Origin of the sequence: Caballeronia sp. LZ001, assembly GCF_031450875.1 — a bacterium.
In the GTDB taxonomy this organism is placed as follows: Bacteria; Pseudomonadota; Gammaproteobacteria; order Burkholderiales; family Burkholderiaceae; genus Caballeronia.
Genome location: NZ_JARTVX010000004.1, coordinates 2,009,889 through 2,026,334, shown reverse-complemented (window position 1 = coordinate 2,026,334; position 16,446 = coordinate 2,009,889). Strand labels below are relative to the sequence as shown.

The 16,446-nt window shown below is 62.8% G+C and carries 15 protein-coding genes and 1 riboswitch; of the genes, 5 read left to right on the top strand and 10 right to left on the bottom strand.

Annotated features, from left to right (window positions below):
* The first annotated feature begins 96 nt into the window (after positions 1 to 96).
* On the top strand, positions 97 to 2,640 hold the full coding sequence (locus tag P9292_RS20285; protein ID WP_244827551.1) for a mechanosensitive ion channel family protein: 2,544 nt from the start codon (positions 97 to 99) through the stop codon (positions 2,638 to 2,640).
* A 13-nt stretch (positions 2,641 to 2,653) separates the two neighbouring features.
* On the opposite strand, the gene P9292_RS20280 is transcribed toward P9292_RS20285, so the two are convergent.
* Positions 2,654 to 3,232 carry a cysteine dioxygenase family protein gene (locus P9292_RS20280; RefSeq protein WP_309960963.1) on the bottom strand — a complete coding sequence of 193 codons (579 nt, stop codon included), beginning with the start codon at positions 3,230 to 3,232 and terminating at the stop codon, positions 2,654 to 2,656.
* 132 nt (positions 3,233 to 3,364) lie between these two features.
* On the opposite strand from P9292_RS20280, the gene P9292_RS20275 reads away from it, so the two are divergent.
* Both P9292_RS20275 and P9292_RS20270 read left to right on the top strand, forming a co-directional pair.
* The gene (locus P9292_RS20275) at positions 3,365 to 3,832 is read left to right on the top strand and encodes an Lrp/AsnC family transcriptional regulator (protein ID WP_244827553.1); all 468 of its coding nucleotides are present in this window, start codon (positions 3,365 to 3,367) and stop codon (positions 3,830 to 3,832) included.
* Between the two features lie 401 nt (positions 3,833 to 4,233).
* Positions 4,234 to 4,467 carry a hypothetical protein gene (locus tag P9292_RS20270; RefSeq protein ID WP_244827554.1) on the top strand — a complete coding sequence of 78 codons (234 nt, stop codon included), beginning with the start codon at positions 4,234 to 4,236 and terminating at the stop codon, positions 4,465 to 4,467.
* Between the two features lie 9 nt (positions 4,468 to 4,476).
* On the opposite strand, the gene P9292_RS20265 is transcribed toward P9292_RS20270, so the two are convergent.
* Both P9292_RS20265 and P9292_RS43215 read right to left on the bottom strand, forming a co-directional pair.
* On the bottom strand, positions 4,477 to 6,630 hold the full coding sequence (locus P9292_RS20265; protein WP_409015180.1) for an FUSC family membrane protein: 2,154 nt from the start codon (positions 6,628 to 6,630) through the stop codon (positions 4,477 to 4,479).
* Positions 6,548 to 7,120, bottom strand: coding sequence for an FUSC family membrane protein (locus P9292_RS43215; RefSeq protein WP_409015179.1), 573 nt, complete (start codon positions 7,118 to 7,120; stop codon positions 6,548 to 6,550). Before P9292_RS43215 ends, P9292_RS20265 begins: the two co-directional genes overlap by 83 nt.
* Before the next feature lie 212 nt (positions 7,121 to 7,332).
* Between P9292_RS43215 and arfB the strand changes: the two genes are divergently transcribed.
* Entirely contained in the window at positions 7,333 to 7,740 is a 408-nt protein-coding gene (gene arfB, locus P9292_RS20260) for an alternative ribosome rescue aminoacyl-tRNA hydrolase ArfB (RefSeq protein ID WP_250464280.1), read from the top strand.
* A 32-nt stretch (positions 7,741 to 7,772) separates the two neighbouring features.
* Here arfB and P9292_RS20255 read toward each other — a convergent pair whose 3' ends face one another.
* The 7 genes from P9292_RS20255 to thiC all read right to left on the bottom strand — a co-directional run bounded on the left by P9292_RS20255 (position 7,773) and on the right by thiC (position 14,803).
* Complete coding sequence (locus tag P9292_RS20255) at positions 7,773 to 8,297, bottom strand: hypothetical protein (protein ID WP_309960961.1); 525 nt, start codon at positions 8,295 to 8,297, stop codon at positions 7,773 to 7,775.
* Positions 8,298 to 8,416: 119 nt separating this feature from the next.
* A complete protein-coding gene (locus P9292_RS20250; RefSeq protein WP_250525650.1) occupies positions 8,417 to 9,343 on the bottom strand; it encodes a DMT family transporter in 927 nt (308 codons plus the stop codon).
* A 97-nt stretch (positions 9,344 to 9,440) separates the two neighbouring features.
* Positions 9,441 to 11,042 carry an L-lactate permease gene (locus P9292_RS20245; protein WP_250525651.1) on the bottom strand — a complete coding sequence of 534 codons (1,602 nt, stop codon included), beginning with the start codon at positions 11,040 to 11,042 and terminating at the stop codon, positions 9,441 to 9,443.
* Positions 11,043 to 11,270: 228 nt separating this feature from the next.
* Positions 11,271 to 11,417: a hypothetical protein gene (locus P9292_RS20240; protein ID WP_250464286.1), complete on the bottom strand. Its 147-nt coding sequence runs from the start codon at positions 11,415 to 11,417 to the stop codon at positions 11,271 to 11,273.
* A 268-nt stretch (positions 11,418 to 11,685) separates the two neighbouring features.
* The gene (locus tag P9292_RS20235) at positions 11,686 to 12,231 is read right to left on the bottom strand and encodes a hypothetical protein (RefSeq protein ID WP_309960959.1); all 546 of its coding nucleotides are present in this window, start codon (positions 12,229 to 12,231) and stop codon (positions 11,686 to 11,688) included.
* A 207-nt stretch (positions 12,232 to 12,438) separates the two neighbouring features.
* Positions 12,439 to 12,651, bottom strand: a complete 213-nt coding sequence (locus tag P9292_RS20230) for a glycine zipper domain-containing protein (protein WP_244827561.1) — start codon at positions 12,649 to 12,651, stop codon at positions 12,439 to 12,441.
* Positions 12,652 to 12,871: 220 nt separating this feature from the next.
* On the bottom strand, positions 12,872 to 14,803 hold the full coding sequence (thiC, locus tag P9292_RS20225; protein WP_309960956.1) for a phosphomethylpyrimidine synthase ThiC: 1,932 nt from the start codon (positions 14,801 to 14,803) through the stop codon (positions 12,872 to 12,874).
* Positions 14,804 to 14,980: 177 nt separating this feature from the next.
* A riboswitch (TPP riboswitch) is annotated at positions 14,981 to 15,120 on the bottom strand.
* Between the two features lie 301 nt (positions 15,121 to 15,421).
* Between thiC and P9292_RS20220 the strand changes: the two genes are divergently transcribed.
* Positions 15,422 to 16,360 carry an EamA family transporter gene (locus P9292_RS20220; protein WP_309960954.1) on the top strand — a complete coding sequence of 313 codons (939 nt, stop codon included), beginning with the start codon at positions 15,422 to 15,424 and terminating at the stop codon, positions 16,358 to 16,360.
* The last annotated feature ends 86 nt before the right edge of the window (positions 16,361 to 16,446 follow it).

The window sequence follows — 16,446 nt, the reverse complement described above, 5'->3', positions numbered from 1 at the left end:
GCAGCCGGCGCGGACTTAACATTCCGTTACGTCCGTTTCGGCCGATGCCTTTACCGCAGCCGCTAAACTGGCGGTCTTTCGGAAATCGAGACAGTTATGAAGTCACGCAAGCTCGCGCATGACGGCGCGCTGGCGATCGTCGCGATATTTTGGATGGCCGCGCTTGCGCTTTTCTCGCCCGCCGCGTTCGCGGCTCCGGCGCTCACGCTGCCTTCGTTCGAGGAACTGATCAAGCCCGCCGCACCCGCATCCGCTCCCGATGCGGCTTCCGGCGTGACGGACCCGGCCGTATCGGATGCCGACATGGTGCGCTCGCTCGATACGGTCATCTCGACGCTCGACAGCGATCGACAGCGCGGCGCGCTCGTCGCGCAATTGAAGAAACTGCGCGAAGCCAAGCGCGCGGCCGAGACGGCTGGCGCGGCATCGGGCGCGGTCGCGGTCGATTCAGCCGCTGCGTCAGGCGCAAGCGCGCCCGCGGCCACGCCGTCGACGGCATCGTCGGTCGTGGCGAGCATGGCGCAGAACGCGGGCTTGCTGGGCGCGATAGCATCGGCGCTCACGAACATCGAAGCCGACGTGAAGCGCGGCAAAACGCCGATCGCGTACTGGGGCGGGCGCTTCAACGCGGCCGGCAACGAACTCTTCACCATCGTCACGAGCCAGAGCCGCGAGCCGTTCGGCCGCACGCTCTTCAATTACTTCGCGATGCTAGTCGGCTGGGGCGCGTGCGCGTTCGTCCTCGTCTATGTGCAGCGGCAGGTCCACGCGCGTTACGGCATCCAGGCCGGACTGCATTCCAACCCGACCACGCGCGAATTGCTGCTCTTCGCGCTGCGGCGCGTCGCGCCTTATTTGTTCGCGTTCCTCGTCGCGCTGGCCTTCGTGCGCATGATGCCGCTTTCGCTCGGCCGCACGCTCGCGATGGTCACGGCCTACGCCATCGTGGCGGGCGCGGTGTTCTCGGCGATCTGCCTCATCATGTTTTCGCTGTTCGGCTCGGCACACCGGCGTGTGGCGGTGAACGTGCTGATCATCCGCGCGCGGCGGCTCCTGTTCCTGATCGGCACGTTCGGTGCGCTCGGCGACGCGGCCGCCAACTACGACGTCGCGCAGCAACTCGGCACCAATCTGTCCGCCCTGATCTCGACCTTCGCAAACATGGGCGCGGCGGCGCTTACCGCGTATTTCGCGCTGGCGTTCCAGCGGCCGGTCGCGCATCTGATCCGCAGCCGCACCTACGAGCAGCGCAACACGCGCAAGGCCGCGACCGAGACCTTCGAAGTGGTCGCTTCGTTGTGGCAGGTGCCGTTGCTGCTGCTGGCGTCGGCGTCGGTGGTGGCGACGCTCGCGGGCATCGGTACATCCGAGAACGTGTTGCAGATGGCGATTGCGACCGCCGGACTGCTCGTCGTCGCGTTCTTCCTGTCGGCGATCGTGATCCGCATCACGCGGCCGAAGTCGCAGAAGCCGCGCCGCCAGTCGGCTTACGTGCGGCGGCTCGTGAAATTCGTCGGCACGATGATCGTGACCGGCGTGTGGCTCGTATTCCTCGAACTGTCGTCGCGCTTCTGGGGTTTTTCGCTCGCGCACATGGCCGAGGAGAGCGTCGCGGCGCGCGGCATCACGCGCGCGTTCGCCATGATCGTGCTGACGTTCTTCATCGTCTGGCTGGTGTGGATCCTGATCGATACCGCCATCCAGGAGACGTTGCGGCCCGATTCCACGCGGCGCGGCACGCGCGGCCCGAGCATGCGCGCGCGCACCATGCTGCCGCTCGTGCGCAACGTCGTGTTCGTCGTGCTGCTGATGATCGCGGGCATCGTCACCGCGGCCAATCTCGGCCTGAACGTCACGCCCTTGCTGGCGGGCGCGGGCGTGATCGGGCTCGCGGTCGGCTTCGGCGCGCAATCGCTGGTCGCGGATCTGATCACGGGGCTTTTCATCATCATCGAGGACACCATTTCCGTTGGCGATTCGATCGAGGTGGAAGGCGGCCACGCGGGTATCGTCGAAAGTCTGACGATCCGCACCGTGCGCCTGCGCGACGGCCAGGGCGCAATCCACGCGATTCCCTTCTCGCAGATCAAGACGGTGAAGAACCTGTCGCGCGACTTCGCCTACGCCGTGTTCGAAGTGCGCATGCCGTTTTCGGCGGATGTCGACGAAATCACGCAAATGATTCGCGAAGTCGGAGTCGAGCTGATGGACGATCTGCGCTATCGGCGCGAGATGCTGGGTCCGGTGGAGGTCTGGGGACTGGACCGTTTCGATCCGAACTGGATGGTCGTGAAAGGGCAGATCAAGACGCGGCCGCTGCAGCAATGGAGTGTGGCGCGGGCGTTCAATCTGCGCATCAAGCGGCGGATGGACGAGGCGGGCATCGAGATTCCCGTGCCGCGGATGCATGTGCAGATGAGCCGCACCGACCTGCATGCCGCGTTCGAGCCGCACGCCGATGGCCGCGCGCAGCGCATCTGGACGGGCGAGGAGCGGCTGCTCGAAGACGAGGAATTGGTGGATGCCGATCCCTCGAAGGCCCGCGATGTCTCGCACGAACCGCGTCCCGCGCCGCCGCCGACGGACCAGTCCGTGCAAATTCCGCCGCAGATTCCCACGGCAGAGCCGGGCAAAGGTTGAGACGAACTCGTCGTCAGGCCGCGAGCAAGTCGTTCACGTGCGTGGCAATCTCGTCGCCCGCGACGCCGTAGATATGCAGCGAGATCGCGCGCGCGGTGGCATCGGCGGGATTTCCCAGGCGGTGAATCGCGCCTCGGCCCGCCTGCACGAAGGAGACGTCGCCGGCCTCGCGCGCATGATGCCGCGTTTCGATGGCTGATGCCGAAGGCGCGTCCCAGCGATAAAGCGTCTCTTCAAGCGTCCCGTCGATCACCGCATAGCCGCACCACGTTCGATGACCGTGCACCGGACTCGCCTGTCCCGGCTCCCAGACGAGCGCGGCGATGGCGTAGCGGTCAAGCGGGTCGGCCGCCAGCAGATGACGGCGATAGCCGCGCGCGCCGCTCTCACGCTGGTCGAGGCGCAGCAAGCTCGTATCGGACGAAGCGCGCCGCAGAGCCGCACGCACGCGCGATCCGAACGACAAGGCATCGGCGGAATGGAAGGCGGCATCGATTTCATCGCAGAGCCGGTTTAGCGCCGAACCGCCGCGTAGCGACGCCGGCGCTTGATCCCGAGGCCGCGAAAGGCGGCTGAACGCTTCGAATTTCATGATGACGGCACCGGTTTTCGTTGTGTTTCGCGAACAACATTTATACCGGCTTGCGCCAAGAATTAGTTTCCATATAATTCCGCTCGAAGAACCAAAAATAGAATAATTTCCTATCGGGGGTGCGCTGTGGGAATGGACCTTATCGATCGCAAGCTGCTGGAATTGCTGCAGACCGACGTGACGATGCCTATCGCCGAGCTTGCGCAGCGCGTGAATCTTTCGCAGACACCGTGCTGGAAGCGCGTGCAGCGCTTGAAGGAAACCGGCGTGATCCGCGCACAGGTGGCGCTATGCGATCCGAAGAAGCTGGGTGTCGGCACCACGGTGTTTGTCGCGGTACGCACGAATCAGCACACGCAGATCTGGGCCGAGGACTTCACGCGCGCCGTGCGCGACATTCCGGAGGTCGTGGAGGTGTATCGGATGAGTGGCGAGACGGACTATCTGCTGCGCGTGGTGGTATCCGATATCGACGATTACGACCGCGTCTATAAGCAGCTCATTCGCGCCGTGCCGCTCTACGATGTCAGTTCGAGCTTCGCGATGGAGCAGATCAAGTATTCGACCGCATTGCCGGTGCGTCCCACGCTCGAATCCTGAGGCGTGACTTGTTTTCAGATGGCGGTTGGCGCTTGCCCGCGCCATGCCACTTCGGTCCGCACCAAGCGCCTGCCTGTGGAAGGCGCGGCATGCTCGATTCGCCAAAAAAAACCGCCCGTGGAGGGCGGCGTAACGCGTCCAGTCACTAGGTATTCCGGTCTAGCCCTTACTGCCCCGGCCGGAATCAGACGCGCATGGAATCGAAGGAAGTATGGCCGGTGACGCGGTGCCTCTCAAGCGGGACCGTGCAGCAAAGAATTTCGCGGTGCTTGGCCGTCTTCCGAAACGGCGCGCGCGGACATGCGGCAGATCGAGGAACGGTCGGCGCAACGCAACTGAAAACCAGTGCGGGTACTATCACGGGTTGATGACGAAACGCGCCAGGAGACGCAACATCCGCCATGACCGATGACCGCAACGACCGCCGCCCGGATAGTACCCGCAACGGCGCGCCCAAGAAGAAGAATCCGACATTCGGCGTCGGCGCGTTTATCGTCGTCGTGGTGTTGCTCGTGATCGGCACGCTCGCGTATAACGCGATTCGAGAGAAGCGCGACTTTGATCAACAGAACGCGACGCCTTCGCCAGCGAGCGATGCGCGGCCGGCCGTGCCGGCGATCGGAGCGTCGCAGTAGCCGAGCCCCTCAAACCGGCAAGCGAATCTGCGCCGCATCCTTGCTGATCAGCGCGGACGCCGTAAGCATCTGCTTGCATTGATGCGCAAGCAGTTTGAGATCGTGAAGCGCATCGGCGGGCAACGCCTGCGTGCGTTCGGCGTTCGTGACCATGGCGTCGAGTTCGCGGCGCAGTTCCTTGATGTCGTCCGCATTCGCCGGTGTCGCTTCTTCGCGCGCGGGCTCCGGCAGCGCGCCCTGTGCATCCGACAGATTGTCGCGCACGATTCCGAAAGTCCGTTGCAACGGTTCGAACGCCTGACCTTCGGCTTCGTTGATCGTTTGCAGAAGCGGCGCCGCTGCCGTGATCTGCGACGCGAGCACGTGACTTTGCACGAGCAGATCGTTGAGTTCGGCGACATATTTTTGCTGCGCCTTGGGCTCCAGCATCATTCGCTGGAACGCTTGCGCGAGATTGGCGAACGCAATGTGCACGTTCTTGCGCGCGAGCCGGTAGCGGAAGTCGCGGTCCAGCGCGGTGGCGGCGACGGTCGCGGCAGCCGATGCGCCCTTGCTGGTGGTCGCCGCCGTGCTCTCGCCGATGCTCACCGACGACAGCTTTTCCGCCGTTGCGCTCGCGGCACGTACCGCCGATGCCGTCACGAGATTCGGATCGAGCGCGGGGGTATCGACGGTGGATTCGTTGGCGGCTTCTTTCGCGATCACGATGGTCGATACGGCGGCGTCGTCTAGCGTCTGTGTCGCGGTGGCCGTGGCAACGGCGGCCGGTGCAATCGAATCTTGCGTGCGGGTGCTCGCACCCGCACCCGCACCCGCACCCGCACCCGCACCCGCACCCGCACCCGCACCCGCACCCGCACCCGCACCCGCACCCGCACCCGCACCCGCACCCGCACCGCCACGCGCTTTACTCTCCGCTTGCCCCGTGCTCGCGCTCTTGGCCTTCCACCACCAACTCGCCTCGAGATAATTGCGCGTCGCGCCAAGCAGATCCTTCACGAGCTTGCCCATCAGCCGATATTCCCAATACGGGAACAGATGGCTCGCCGCGATTGCAATCGCGCAACCGACCACCGTATCGATAGCCCGTTCGCCGATCAGCCGCATGCTTCCCGGCGCGAGCAGATGAAACATCAAGAGCACATACGACGACGTGAACACCACGCTCGCCGCATAGTTGAAGAGCAGCAGGCTGTAGCTCATCACCATCGACGCGAACATCACGATGAGCAGAATGTGCGGCTCCTTCACGAGCAGAATCAGCGCGATGGTCAGCGCGCAGCCTATCGCCGTGCCGATGATCCGCTGCGTGTTGCGCTGCTTCGTGAGCGAATAGCCAGGCTTCAGAATGATGACCGTGGTCATCACGATCCAGTACGCGTTCGTGAGCGGCAAGAGCCGTCCCAGCCAAAAGCCGATGCCCACCGCGATCGTGACCCGAAGCGCGTGCCGGAAGCTCGGCGAGGCCATCGTGAGATTCGAGAAAATCTGCATGAACGGCACGCGCCGGCTCGATATGAAACGCGACAACGCATGGTCGATCTGCACTTCGGTTTCGATCAGGCTCGCGTCATCGCGCGTGCGGCGGCGCATCTTGTCGATCAGGCGCGTGGCGCTCCACAAACGGCGGAACACCGCCGCCGCGGCCGCGTAGGCTTCGGCGTTCTTCTCGGGCATGCCGTGCTTGCGCATGAGTTCGAGTTCGTACTCGATAGCGCGCAGCTCCGCCTTCATGCTGATCTGCCTGGGCGCGGAACTGTTCTGCAATACGGCCAAGCCGATTTCCTCGAGATCCGCGCTCGCCTTGTGCATCAGGTCGCGATAAAAGATCAGCACGTCCGAGCCCGCGAACGTCTTGCGCACGAGCGGATAGTCCGTATGCGCGCCGACGAAGAACTCGTGCAGATCCACCACGTTGATGAACAGATTGAAAAGCCGCGCGCGCCGCGCGTCGAGCTTGCGGCTTTTTACTTTCGGCAGATTGCGCAGCACGATGTCGCGCGCGGCTTCCTGTTGCTCCACCGCCGCAATCTGCTTTTCGATCAGCTTTCGGTAGCATTCGTCGAGATCGGCGTCGTTGTCATAAAACTCGGCGCGCGCCTGCAAGTACTCCGCGCAACTGAAGATGCTCTGCGCCAGTGCCTGCTGTTCGATGCGATACACGAGCAGCCGGCGTCACGAGCGTGGCCCAGTACGTGTACCAGAGGCCGCCCAGCAAGATCCACGACGCGTTGACGAGCGCCTGCATCGGCGTGAAGTGCTCTTCCAGCGTGACGACCATCATGAAGAGCGTGGCGAAGCTGATCTGCGGCCAGCGGTTGCCATAGACGACGATCAGCGAGAGCACGAAGGTGAGCGGCACGACCGTGAGCCATAGCGTCAACGGATGCGCCGTCGCAATGCCCGTGGCGAGCGCCGAAAAGAAGCCGATCACCGTGCACGCGAGCATCTCGTTGTGCTTGTATTTGAGCGGACCCGGCATGTCGACGACACACGCGCCAAGCGCGCCCGTCGCGATGGTGAAGCCCAGCTCGCGATTGTGAAACACGATGAGCATGAGCACGGCGGGCAGCGACACGCCCAGAGCGATCCGCAAGCCGCCGAAGAAATACTGGCTGTAAATGAACTTCCTGATTTCGAACGAATAGCGCATCGACTTCCTGGTTTGACGCTCGTTATGACCACGGGCGAAGCACGCTCCGGACCCAGGCGGTCAGGCGGGTTGAGTCTATCGCACTTGTCATGCACTTATAACTCACTTGCGCTTCGTTCGGAACTCGGCCGAATGGCCAGCTTTTCGGCGCCTCGCGGCCTTTGTTATGCTCACGTGAAAAGCGCCGAACACATCTTCAAGGGAGCCCACCGATGAGCGACAGCATCGCCGTGCCGCCGCACGAGATCGAGCTGACGGCCGTGCGCGCGCAGGGTGCGGGCGGGCAGAACGTCAATAAGGTATCGAGCGCCATTCATCTGCGCTTCGACATCCGCGCATCGTCGTTGCCGGAGCACATCAAGGCGCGGCTGCTCGCGCTGTCGGATAGCCGCGTGACGCGCGATGGCGTGGTCGTCATCAAGGCGCAGGAATATCGGACGCAGGACATGAATCGCGCGGCGGCGCTCGCGCGGCTCGACGAGCTGATTCGCAGCGTGAGCATCGTGCGCCGCAAGCGCATCGCGACCAAGCCAACGCGCGGTTCGCAAGTGCGGCGCGTCGAAGGCAAGGTCAGGCGCGGGGCGATCAAGGCCGGGCGCGGGCCGGTGCACGGCGACTGAAGCGGGATTCGAGCGAGAGTTGAAGCGGCGCGTCAGCCGTGCTGCTTCGCGGGCGATACATCGAGCGGCCCGAGCATGATCGTCTTAAGCCTGCCGCGTCCGAGCACGCGCGCGAGTTCCGCGAAGACGCAATAGTTGAAGACGAGCGTGACAAGCAGAATCTGCACGGCCCAGAATTGCGGCCAGTTCAGATGGTCCAGCAAGTCCTGGTGCGCGGCCGCAAGACTATGCGTCTCTTTCCAGAACTCGAACAAGCGCTCCAGGTAATGAAGCACCAGCGCGACGAGCGTATAAATGACGGTTTTCCATCCCGCATTCCAGATGAGCGGGCGCTCGGGATAGCGATTGATGAACGGAAGCATATCGGCGAATAGAACCGCCTTGCCGAGAATGAGTGAGGCGACGAGCACGGATGCCGACGCGGGAATCGACAGGCCGGCGCCTTTCACCATGAGCGCGTGCACGACCATCACCACGTGCAGCACGACGAAGAAGAACAAGGTGGGCGGCAGCATCTTCATCAATTCGTGCCTGGCCTTCGCGAAAAAGTCGTGCATGGTCTGCTCCAGGAAACGCATGGATGCGCATGCCGGCGCGTTGCACGAAATGCAACGCGCATCCGAACAATTCGATGAATCTCGCACTGCGGCAGCGGCTGCGCTGTTTGCAGTCTAGTTCAGCCTACGAGCTTGCGGCGTCCTGAAAACGGCAGGCGCTTGATCGCGCCGGTGGCGAGCGCGGTGCCCGCAAGCACGACGGCGCAGCCTTCGAGCATGACGAGCGACACCCGCTCATGCAGAAACAACGCGCCCCACAGAATGCCGAAGAGCGGAATGACGAAAGTGACGGTCATCGCGCGCGCGGGACCGACGACCGCGACCAGATGGTAGTAGATGAAGTACGCGATACCCGTGCAACCCACGCCCAGCGCGAGCACCGCCGCCCATGCAGGCGCGGAGACCGGCGCGGCGGGCCACGTGACGAAGGCGATAGGCGCGAGCACGAGCGTCGCGCCGATCATGCTGCCCGCGGCGTTGGTCATGGCATCGACGTCCATCAGATACTTTTTCGCGAAGTTGCCCGCAACACCATATAGCGCCGATGCCGCGAGCGCCGCGGCCGCCGCCAACACGCCCGCCGCGCCCGATCCCGCCGATCCGGGCGAGCCTTCTATCTGATTCCACACGAGCAGCAGCACCCCCGCGAAACCGATCGCCGTGCCGATAGTGCGCAAGGTCGTGAGGCGGTCCTTCAGCCAGAGATAGGCGACGAGCGCGCCCCACAGCGGCGTCGTCGCATTGATGACGGATGTGGCGCCGGCCGAAAGCGTCAGCTCCGCATAAGCGAAGAGGCAGAACGGCGCGGCCGAATTGAGAATGCCGACGATGAGTAGCGGTAGCGCACGCTTGCGCATGATCGCGAGACTGCTCGAAAACTGGCGGCGGCCGAGCAGCATGGCGACGAGAAACACGGCGCCGATGCCGACGCGCAAGGCCATGAGCGGCGCGACGCCGAACTCGGCGACGCCCACGCGGATAAAGAGAAACGACGCGCCCCAGAGCGCGGCGAGACAGACGAGTTGCAACAAATTGACGGGTGACATGACGATGCGGACTTCAGTGTTCCAAGGAAAAGTCCGCGCATGTTAGCACCGCGCCGCGTGCCGTCGGTCATCGCGCCGATGAGACCGCAAGGAACAATCAATGTGGCGGAATCATCCACGTCAACACGTTCTGCTGCAGCCACACGAGAATGCCGAGAATGATGGTGAGCAGAATCGAATGCTTGAAGGTGCGCGCGAAGACGAGTCCTTCCTTGCCCTTGAGTTCGGTCGTGGCGACGCCCGTCGAAATGTTTTGCGGCGAGATCATCTTGCCCATCACGCCGCCGGACGAATTGGTCGCGGCCATCAGCACAGGATTGAGATTGAGTTGATGAGCGGCGACCACCTGAAGGTTGCCGAAGAGCGCGTTGCCCGAGGTATCGCTGCCTGAGAGAAACACCGCCACCCAGCCGAGAAAGGCCGACACGAGCGGGAAGAACGGCCCGACCGAGGCCACCCCGAGTCCGAGCGTGTAGTTCATGCCCGAGTAGTTCATGAGATACGCGAGCCCGACGATGGTCGCCACCGTGAAGATGGCAATGCGCGTTTGCACCCAGGTATCGACGATAGCGTGGCCGAACTCGCTTGCCGGCAGCTTTACCAGGAGCGCGGTGATGATGGCCGCCACGAGAATCGCCGTGCCGGTGGCGAGCGGCTGGAAGTCCCAGATCGCGCCGTAGGGCTGATTGTAGAGCGTGATGTAGACCGCCTTGTCGAGCCCCGGCCACGGGACCTTCACGTCGCCGATGAGGAAGATCTTGGCTACCGTCCAGACGATCACCACGACCGAGACGACGATCCACGGCATCCATCCCTGAGCGGCCGAGACGTTGCCGCGCGCGTTGGCAAGGCGATCGACGTTCACCGCGAAGCGTTCGTCGGGCGCGGGCTTCCAGACGCGCAGGAACGCTATGGTGAGGATCAGCGAGACGAGCGAGGAGAGGACATCGGTGAGCGAATAGCTGATGTAGTTCGACGTGACATACTGCGTCAACGCGAACGCGCCGCCCGAGACGAGCAGCACGGGCCACACGCGCAGCATGTTGCGAAAGCCCGCGTAGATACCGATAACATAGAACGGCAGGAAGAACGCGAAGAACGGCAACTGGCGGCCGACCATCTTGGCGAGCGCATCGGTGGGCAAATGCGTGACCGCGCCGAGCACGGTGATCGGTACGCCGAGCGCGCCGAACGCGACTGGCGCCGTGTTGAAGATCAGCGTGAACGTGAGTGCTTCGAGCGTCGGAAAGCCGAGCAAGATCAAGAGCGAACTGGTGATGGCGATCGGCGTGCCGAAGCCCGAGATGCCTTCGAGCAACGCGCCGAACGAAAAGCCGATGACCACGAGCACGATGCGCCGGTCGTTCGGCAGGTTGTCGATCATCCACACGCGAAACGCTTCGAAGCGTCCCGAGCGTTGCGCGACGTTGTAGAGCAGGATCGCGGAGAACACGATCCACATCACCGGCCAGAGCGCGAACACGGCGCCGGCCGCGATGGAGTCGAGCGCGAGTCCAACCGGGAAGTGCCAGCCCACCATCGCGATGATCAACGCGACGATCAGTCCCGCAAGCGAAGCCTGCCACGCGGGACGGCGCGCCCAGCCGAGCATGACGAGTACGACGATGATAGGCAACGCGGCAACGATAAAGGAGAGCGCGAGCGAACCCGCGATAGGCTTGAGGATCTGATGGAACATCGGGTCTCCTGTGTCTCTATTCTTGGATGGATGCCGCGGTCTTCGCTGCTGGTTCGAGTGGTATCGAAGACTTTAAGCAACCGCATAACGCGCTCACTAAGAATAGGGCGAGGATGGCCCTCGTCAAGGCTTGAATATTGGCGTAAGGATGCCGGATGGAAGCGGAAAGGGACGTGACGCATCTGCTCCGTTCGGACGGTTGGTCACGCGTTTCGCGGGATGCGGCGCTCAGCTCTCGACGGTCGCTGGAGTAGCCGTCGTTCGTTGTGCCGCGCTGGATTCAAGACGCGATGCCGGCACTTGGCGAAACACCCAGAGCGCGAGCAGCCCAAGGGATGCGACCATCCACAGCAGGAAAAAAGCGAAGGCCATCATGTCCAATCCCCGAGAACGATAGGTAACGCTTGGGCTGCCACCCGCGCTGTCCGATAAGTAGGGATACCATTTAGCGATAATCGTGCCAAAGCACCGGCGTAATGCGCCAGGGCCTTGTCGGATAAGGAAAGTGACCGATCGTACAGAGCGGCAAGGCAAGCGAATTGCTTCTGCATTGCCGGAAAATGTTTCAGAGTTGTTACTTTTTTCGGTAATAGCGGCGCAGAATGCGACATCGACGCCGCATTCGAGCGTGGGGTTTCATTATTCAATGGCCATGGCCGCCACCGCCATGTCCACCGCCGCCTTGCCCACTGCCACCGCCGCCGTGCCATCCGCCGCCACCGCCGTGCCATCCACCGCCGCCGCCATGCCATCCGCCGCCATAGCCGCGTCCCCAGCAACATCCGCCGCCGCCCCAGTAGCCGAAGCCGATCGACACCGACGGATAACCGTAGCCGTAGTAACCGGGGTAAGCAGCATATGCGGGATAAGCGGCGTAAGCGGGATAAGGTGCGTACGCGTAAGGATAGGGATAAGCCGGCGCATACGGCGTGCTCGTATAGATCGTCGAGTAGTCGACTGTCGGCGCGGCCACTGCGTACTGAGCTTGCGACGGCGCGTTCGCGGCACTGACGCCCGAAGCACCTTGCGCCGGTAACGCGAACTCACGTTGCGTGTAGGCAGCGGGAACCGGCGGATAGTAATAAGCAGGGTAGTCGGGATACGGCAGGTAGCATCCGCCGAGAAGCAATCCGGCAGCAAGCGAAACGGCCGCTGCCCTGTAACCGAAGATGATGCGCGGGGAAATCATGATGCTGCTCCTTGCTTGCGGCTTGCCGGACTCTACCTATGCGATTGCGAGGAAGGGTCCGTTAAGAAGGAGCTTACTCGATCGTTGCGGCGTGCGCGTCGCGCGTCCGCTAACAAGCCTCGGCGTGTATCAATCCTGAAACAGCCCTCGATCGAAGCGGCGGCAAGCATCACTGCTTGCCGCATGAGATGACTGTGGATCGCCCACTTACTTCCCGACTTGATTGCCGATAACCCCGCCTACTGCCGCGCCCCCCAGCGTCGATAACGCGCTTCCGCCGATCACGGCCCCACCCGCGGCGCCAACACCAGCGCCAACGGCCGTATCGCGTTGACGCGTCGTCATGTTGTCGCAGGCCGTGAGTCCGGCGAGAAGGGAAACGACCACTGCTGCGGCGCCGATTTGTTTGATGATTTTCATGTCGACTCTCCAGAACGATTGATCAATGAAACGGCCGCGGCTTTGCCCACGCGTCCTGCCGTTCGATCACGATCTGGCTTTCATCGACGGACGCCGCAACGTTTTTTTCGCCGGTTCGTTCGTTTATCAGCAGGAAAGATGCCCGAAACGGTGCACGCGCGCGCCATGCAAAAACGGTCTGCAAGGAAGCACAGGCCGTTGCGTACAGTCAGCGTTTGCTTCAGGTCGGCTGATAAATCTCCGCGCCCTTCCTCACGAACTCGATGGCCTTGGTCTGCATGCCCTTGGCGAGCGCATCGCTTTCGGAGACGCCTTGCTTGGCCGCGAAGTCGCGCACGTCCTGCGTGATCTTCATCGAGCAGAAGTGCGGGCCGCACATTGAGCAGAAATGCGCGACCTTGGCGGAATCCTTCGGCAAGGTTTCGTCGTGAAACTCGCGCGCCTTGTCGGGATCGAGGCCGAGGTTGAACTGGTCTTCCCAGCGAAACTCGAAGCGTGCCTTGGATAGCGCGTTGTCGCGCACCTGCGCGCCCGGATGACCCTTCGCCAGATCGGCCGCGTGCGCCGCGAGCTTGTAAGTGATGATGCCGGTCTTGACGTCGTCCTTGTTCGGAAGTCCGAGATGCTCCTTCGGCGTGACGTAGCAAAGCATGGCGGTGCCGAACCAGCCGATCATCGCCGCGCCGATGCCCGAGGTGATGTGATCGTATCCCGGCGCGATGTCGGTGGTGAGCGGCCCGAGCGTGTAGAAGGGCGCCTCGTCGCACCATTCCAGTTGCAGGTCCATGTTCTCCTTGATGAGCTGCATCGGCACATGGCCGGGGCCTTCGATCATCACTTGCACGTCGTGCTTCCACGCGATCTGCGTGAGTTCGCCGAGCGTCTTCAGTTCACCGAGCTGGGCTTCGTCGTTCGCGTCGTAGATGGAGCCGGGACGCAGGCCGTCGCCGAGCGAGAACGAGACGTCGTACTGCTTCATGATCTCGCAGATGTCTTCGAAGTGCTCGTAGATGAAGCTTTCCCGATGATGCGCGAGACACCATTTCGCCATGATCGAGCCGCCGCGCGAGACGATACCCGTCATGCGGTTGGCCGTCAGCGGCACGTATTGCAGGCGCACGCCCGCGTGAATGGTGAAGTAATCGACGCCTTGCTCGGCTTGCTCGACGAGCGTGTCGCGAAAGATTTCCCAAGTCAGGTCTTCGGCCTTGCCGTTGACCTTCTCGAGCGCCTGATAGATCGGCACCGTGCCGATCGGCACCGGCGAATTGCGGATGATCCACTCGCGCGTCTCGTGAATATGCTTGCCCGTGGACAAGTCCATCACCGTGTCGCCGCCCCAGCGGATCGCCCAGGTCATCTTGTCGACTTCCTCGCCGATCGACGAACTCACCGCCGAATTGCCGATGTTCGCGTTGATCTTCACGAGGAAGTTGCGCCCGATGATCATCGGCTCGCTTTCCGGGTGATTGATGTTCGCGGGGATGATCGCGCGGCCGCGCGCCACTTCATCGCGTACGAACTCGGGCGTGATGGCCTTCAGGGCGTCCTTGTCGAACGGCACCGCGCCGAACGACTGGCCGGGATGCTGACGGCCCATCATCGCGGCGAGTTTTTCGCCGTTCGGACCGCTCGTCTTGAGGCTTTCGAGGTATTCGGCGCGGCGCTGATTCTCGCGAATGGCGATGTATTCCATCTCCGGCGTGACGATGCCCTGCCGCGCGTAATGCATCTGCGACACGTTCTTGCCGGGCGTCGCGCGTCGCGGATGACGATGCAGATCCGGGAAGCGCAGCTCGGCCGTTTTCGGATCGGCGGCGCGCTCGCGGCCGAATTCGCTCGAAAGACCCGCGAGTTCCTCGGTGTCGCCGCGCGCTTCGATCCAGCCGGCGCGCAACGCGGGCAAACCGGAGCGGATGTCGATCTTCGCGTCCGGATCGGAGTAGGGGCCGGACGTGTCGTACACGTACACCGGCGGATTCTTTTCGCCGCCGAAACTGTCGGGCGTGTCGGACTGCGTGATCTCGCGCATCGGCACGCGGATGTCGGGCGTCGAACCCGTCACGTAGACCTTGCGCGAGTTGGGCAGCGGCGCGATGGCGGCTGCATCGACGACGGCGTTTTCGGACAGGAACTTGGGATTCGCATTCATGTGCTGTTTCTCCTTTTCAGTCGCAGGGACGGTAATTGACAGCGAGCACGCGGGCGATCGAATGAACGACGAACAAACGAACGCCGGCGAGCTCGGCTGATTCAGGAGCTAGACAGGGAGGAACGAGATGGAAAGGTGCGGGCCCGAGAAGACGTGGCGCGTGAGAGAGATACCGTGCGCCGAGGCCCGAACGCTTCCCTGCGCTGGCATTATCCAGATCAGGTTCAAAGGGTATTTCTCACCCACATTGCACGGGCCATTCAGTCGACGCAGCCGGACGAATCGCGATGTGCAACGCAGGACCCCCGCGTTAGCAGGCGTCACCATACATCGTGGCGTGGCATCTTGGCAACCGTTCGCGAAGTTTGCGCTGAAGCGCAGGCGCTTACTGCATAATGGCGAGCGCGCGATTTTCGGTACTTACCCGGATGTCGTCAGCAGTCGCCCCGCCTGTCGCTTCCGCACTTCTTTCGCTCCGTCATGCCGTCCATCGTCAGTCCCGCCTCGTTCGTCACCTGGCGCGCGCGTTCTTCAAGCTCATGCCCCGTTCGGTCGATTGGCGGCAGTCCCCATTGCAAGTCTCTTGCCCCGATCCGGGCGCGCTTCGCGGAGTAATGCATGTCTGCCGTACCTCCGCGTCTGCCGCTCGGTTTTCCCGACCGCTTTCCGTTTCGCGCTCCTCGCAGCCTCAAGGGACGCGTCGCGCTCGCGCTGGCCGTCGTTTATCTCGTGTGGGGATCGACGTATCTCGGCATTCACCTGGCGCTCGAATCGTTTCCGCCGCTCATGCTTGGCGGCCTGCGTAACCTGTGCGCTGGCGTCGGTCTCTTCGTGATCGCCGTGCATCGCAAGGCGGTGTGGCCGACGGCGCGTGAAGTACGGAATGCAGCGATCGTCGGGACTTTGCTCGAAGGTTTGTCGAGCGGGATGATGGCTTACGGCATGCGCACGGTGGGAACCGGCACGGCTGCCGTGATGGTGGCTACCGTGCCGCTCTTCGCGACGATCTTCACCGCGCTTGCCGGGCGCAGTGTGGCGAAGGGCGAATGGTTTGCGGTGGCGCTGGGTCTCATGGGTATCGTGTTGCTCAATCATGGCGATCCCTCGCCGAGCTCGACCGTCGGCACGCTTGCCATCTTGTGCGCGGCAATTTTTTGGGCGGGCGGGGCGCATTTGGCAAGCCGTCTCTCGCAGCCTTCCGATCTGCTGATGTCGACTGCGTTGCAGATCGGGCTTGGCGGGCTTATCGCGACTGTCATCGCGTTCGTGTCAGGCGAGCGCCTTGGCCAAGTGAGCATGGGCGCGGGGTTTTCATTCTTGTATCTCGTCGTGATTGGTTCGATGGCCGCGTATGTCGCTTATAACTTTCTCATTCGGAACACGAGCACGATTGTCGCGACGAGTTGTCTTTACGTGAATCCGGTCGTCGCGGTTTCATTGGGCGCTTTGTTGCTTGGGGAAATCATCACGCAGTGGACGGTTGTTGCCACGGTCGTGATTTTGATGAGCGTTGCGTTGTCGTTTTGGTTTGATTATCGGCGGCGGGGGTTGATTTGAGCTGCGCGCCTTCCGCCTTTCCTTTTGTAAAAATCTCCTCCGCGCGCTGCATTCGCTCGTATCCGGCGCCGCTTTAGTCGGCCTTC

Excerpts from the sequence above, each read along its gene's own strand:
- P9292_RS20240 (WP_250464286.1), bottom strand. The coding sequence starts at position 11,417 with ATGATGGCCTTCGCTTTTTTCCTGCTGTGGATGGTCGCATCCCTTGGG.
- P9292_RS20270 (WP_244827554.1), top strand. The coding sequence starts at position 4,234 with ATGACCGATGACCGCAACGACCGCCGCCCGGATAGTACCCGCAACGGC.
- P9292_RS20235 (WP_309960959.1), bottom strand. The coding sequence starts at position 12,231 with ATGATTTCCCCGCGCATCATCTTCGGTTACAGGGCAGCGGCCGTTTCG.
- P9292_RS20285 (WP_244827551.1), top strand. The coding sequence starts at position 97 with ATGAAGTCACGCAAGCTCGCGCATGACGGCGCGCTGGCGATCGTCGCG.
- P9292_RS20255 (WP_309960961.1), bottom strand. The coding sequence starts at position 8,297 with ATGCACGACTTTTTCGCGAAGGCCAGGCACGAATTGATGAAGATGCTG.
- thiC (WP_309960956.1), bottom strand. The coding sequence starts at position 14,803 with ATGAATGCGAATCCCAAGTTCCTGTCCGAAAACGCCGTCGTCGATGCA.
- P9292_RS20250 (WP_250525650.1), bottom strand. The coding sequence starts at position 9,343 with ATGTCACCCGTCAATTTGTTGCAACTCGTCTGTCTCGCCGCGCTCTGG.
- P9292_RS20245 (WP_250525651.1), bottom strand. The coding sequence starts at position 11,042 with ATGTTCCATCAGATCCTCAAGCCTATCGCGGGTTCGCTCGCGCTCTCC.
- P9292_RS43215 (WP_409015179.1), bottom strand. The coding sequence starts at position 7,120 with ATGCGCTATTCGTTCGAAATCAGGAAGTTCATTTACAGCCAGTATTTC.
- P9292_RS20280 (WP_309960963.1), bottom strand. The coding sequence starts at position 3,232 with ATGAAATTCGAAGCGTTCAGCCGCCTTTCGCGGCCTCGGGATCAAGCG.
- P9292_RS20230 (WP_244827561.1), bottom strand. The coding sequence starts at position 12,651 with ATGAAAATCATCAAACAAATCGGCGCCGCAGCAGTGGTCGTTTCCCTT.
- P9292_RS20220 (WP_309960954.1), top strand. The coding sequence starts at position 15,422 with ATGTCTGCCGTACCTCCGCGTCTGCCGCTCGGTTTTCCCGACCGCTTT.
- P9292_RS20275 (WP_244827553.1), top strand. The coding sequence starts at position 3,365 with ATGGACCTTATCGATCGCAAGCTGCTGGAATTGCTGCAGACCGACGTG.
- arfB (WP_250464280.1), top strand. The coding sequence starts at position 7,333 with ATGAGCGACAGCATCGCCGTGCCGCCGCACGAGATCGAGCTGACGGCC.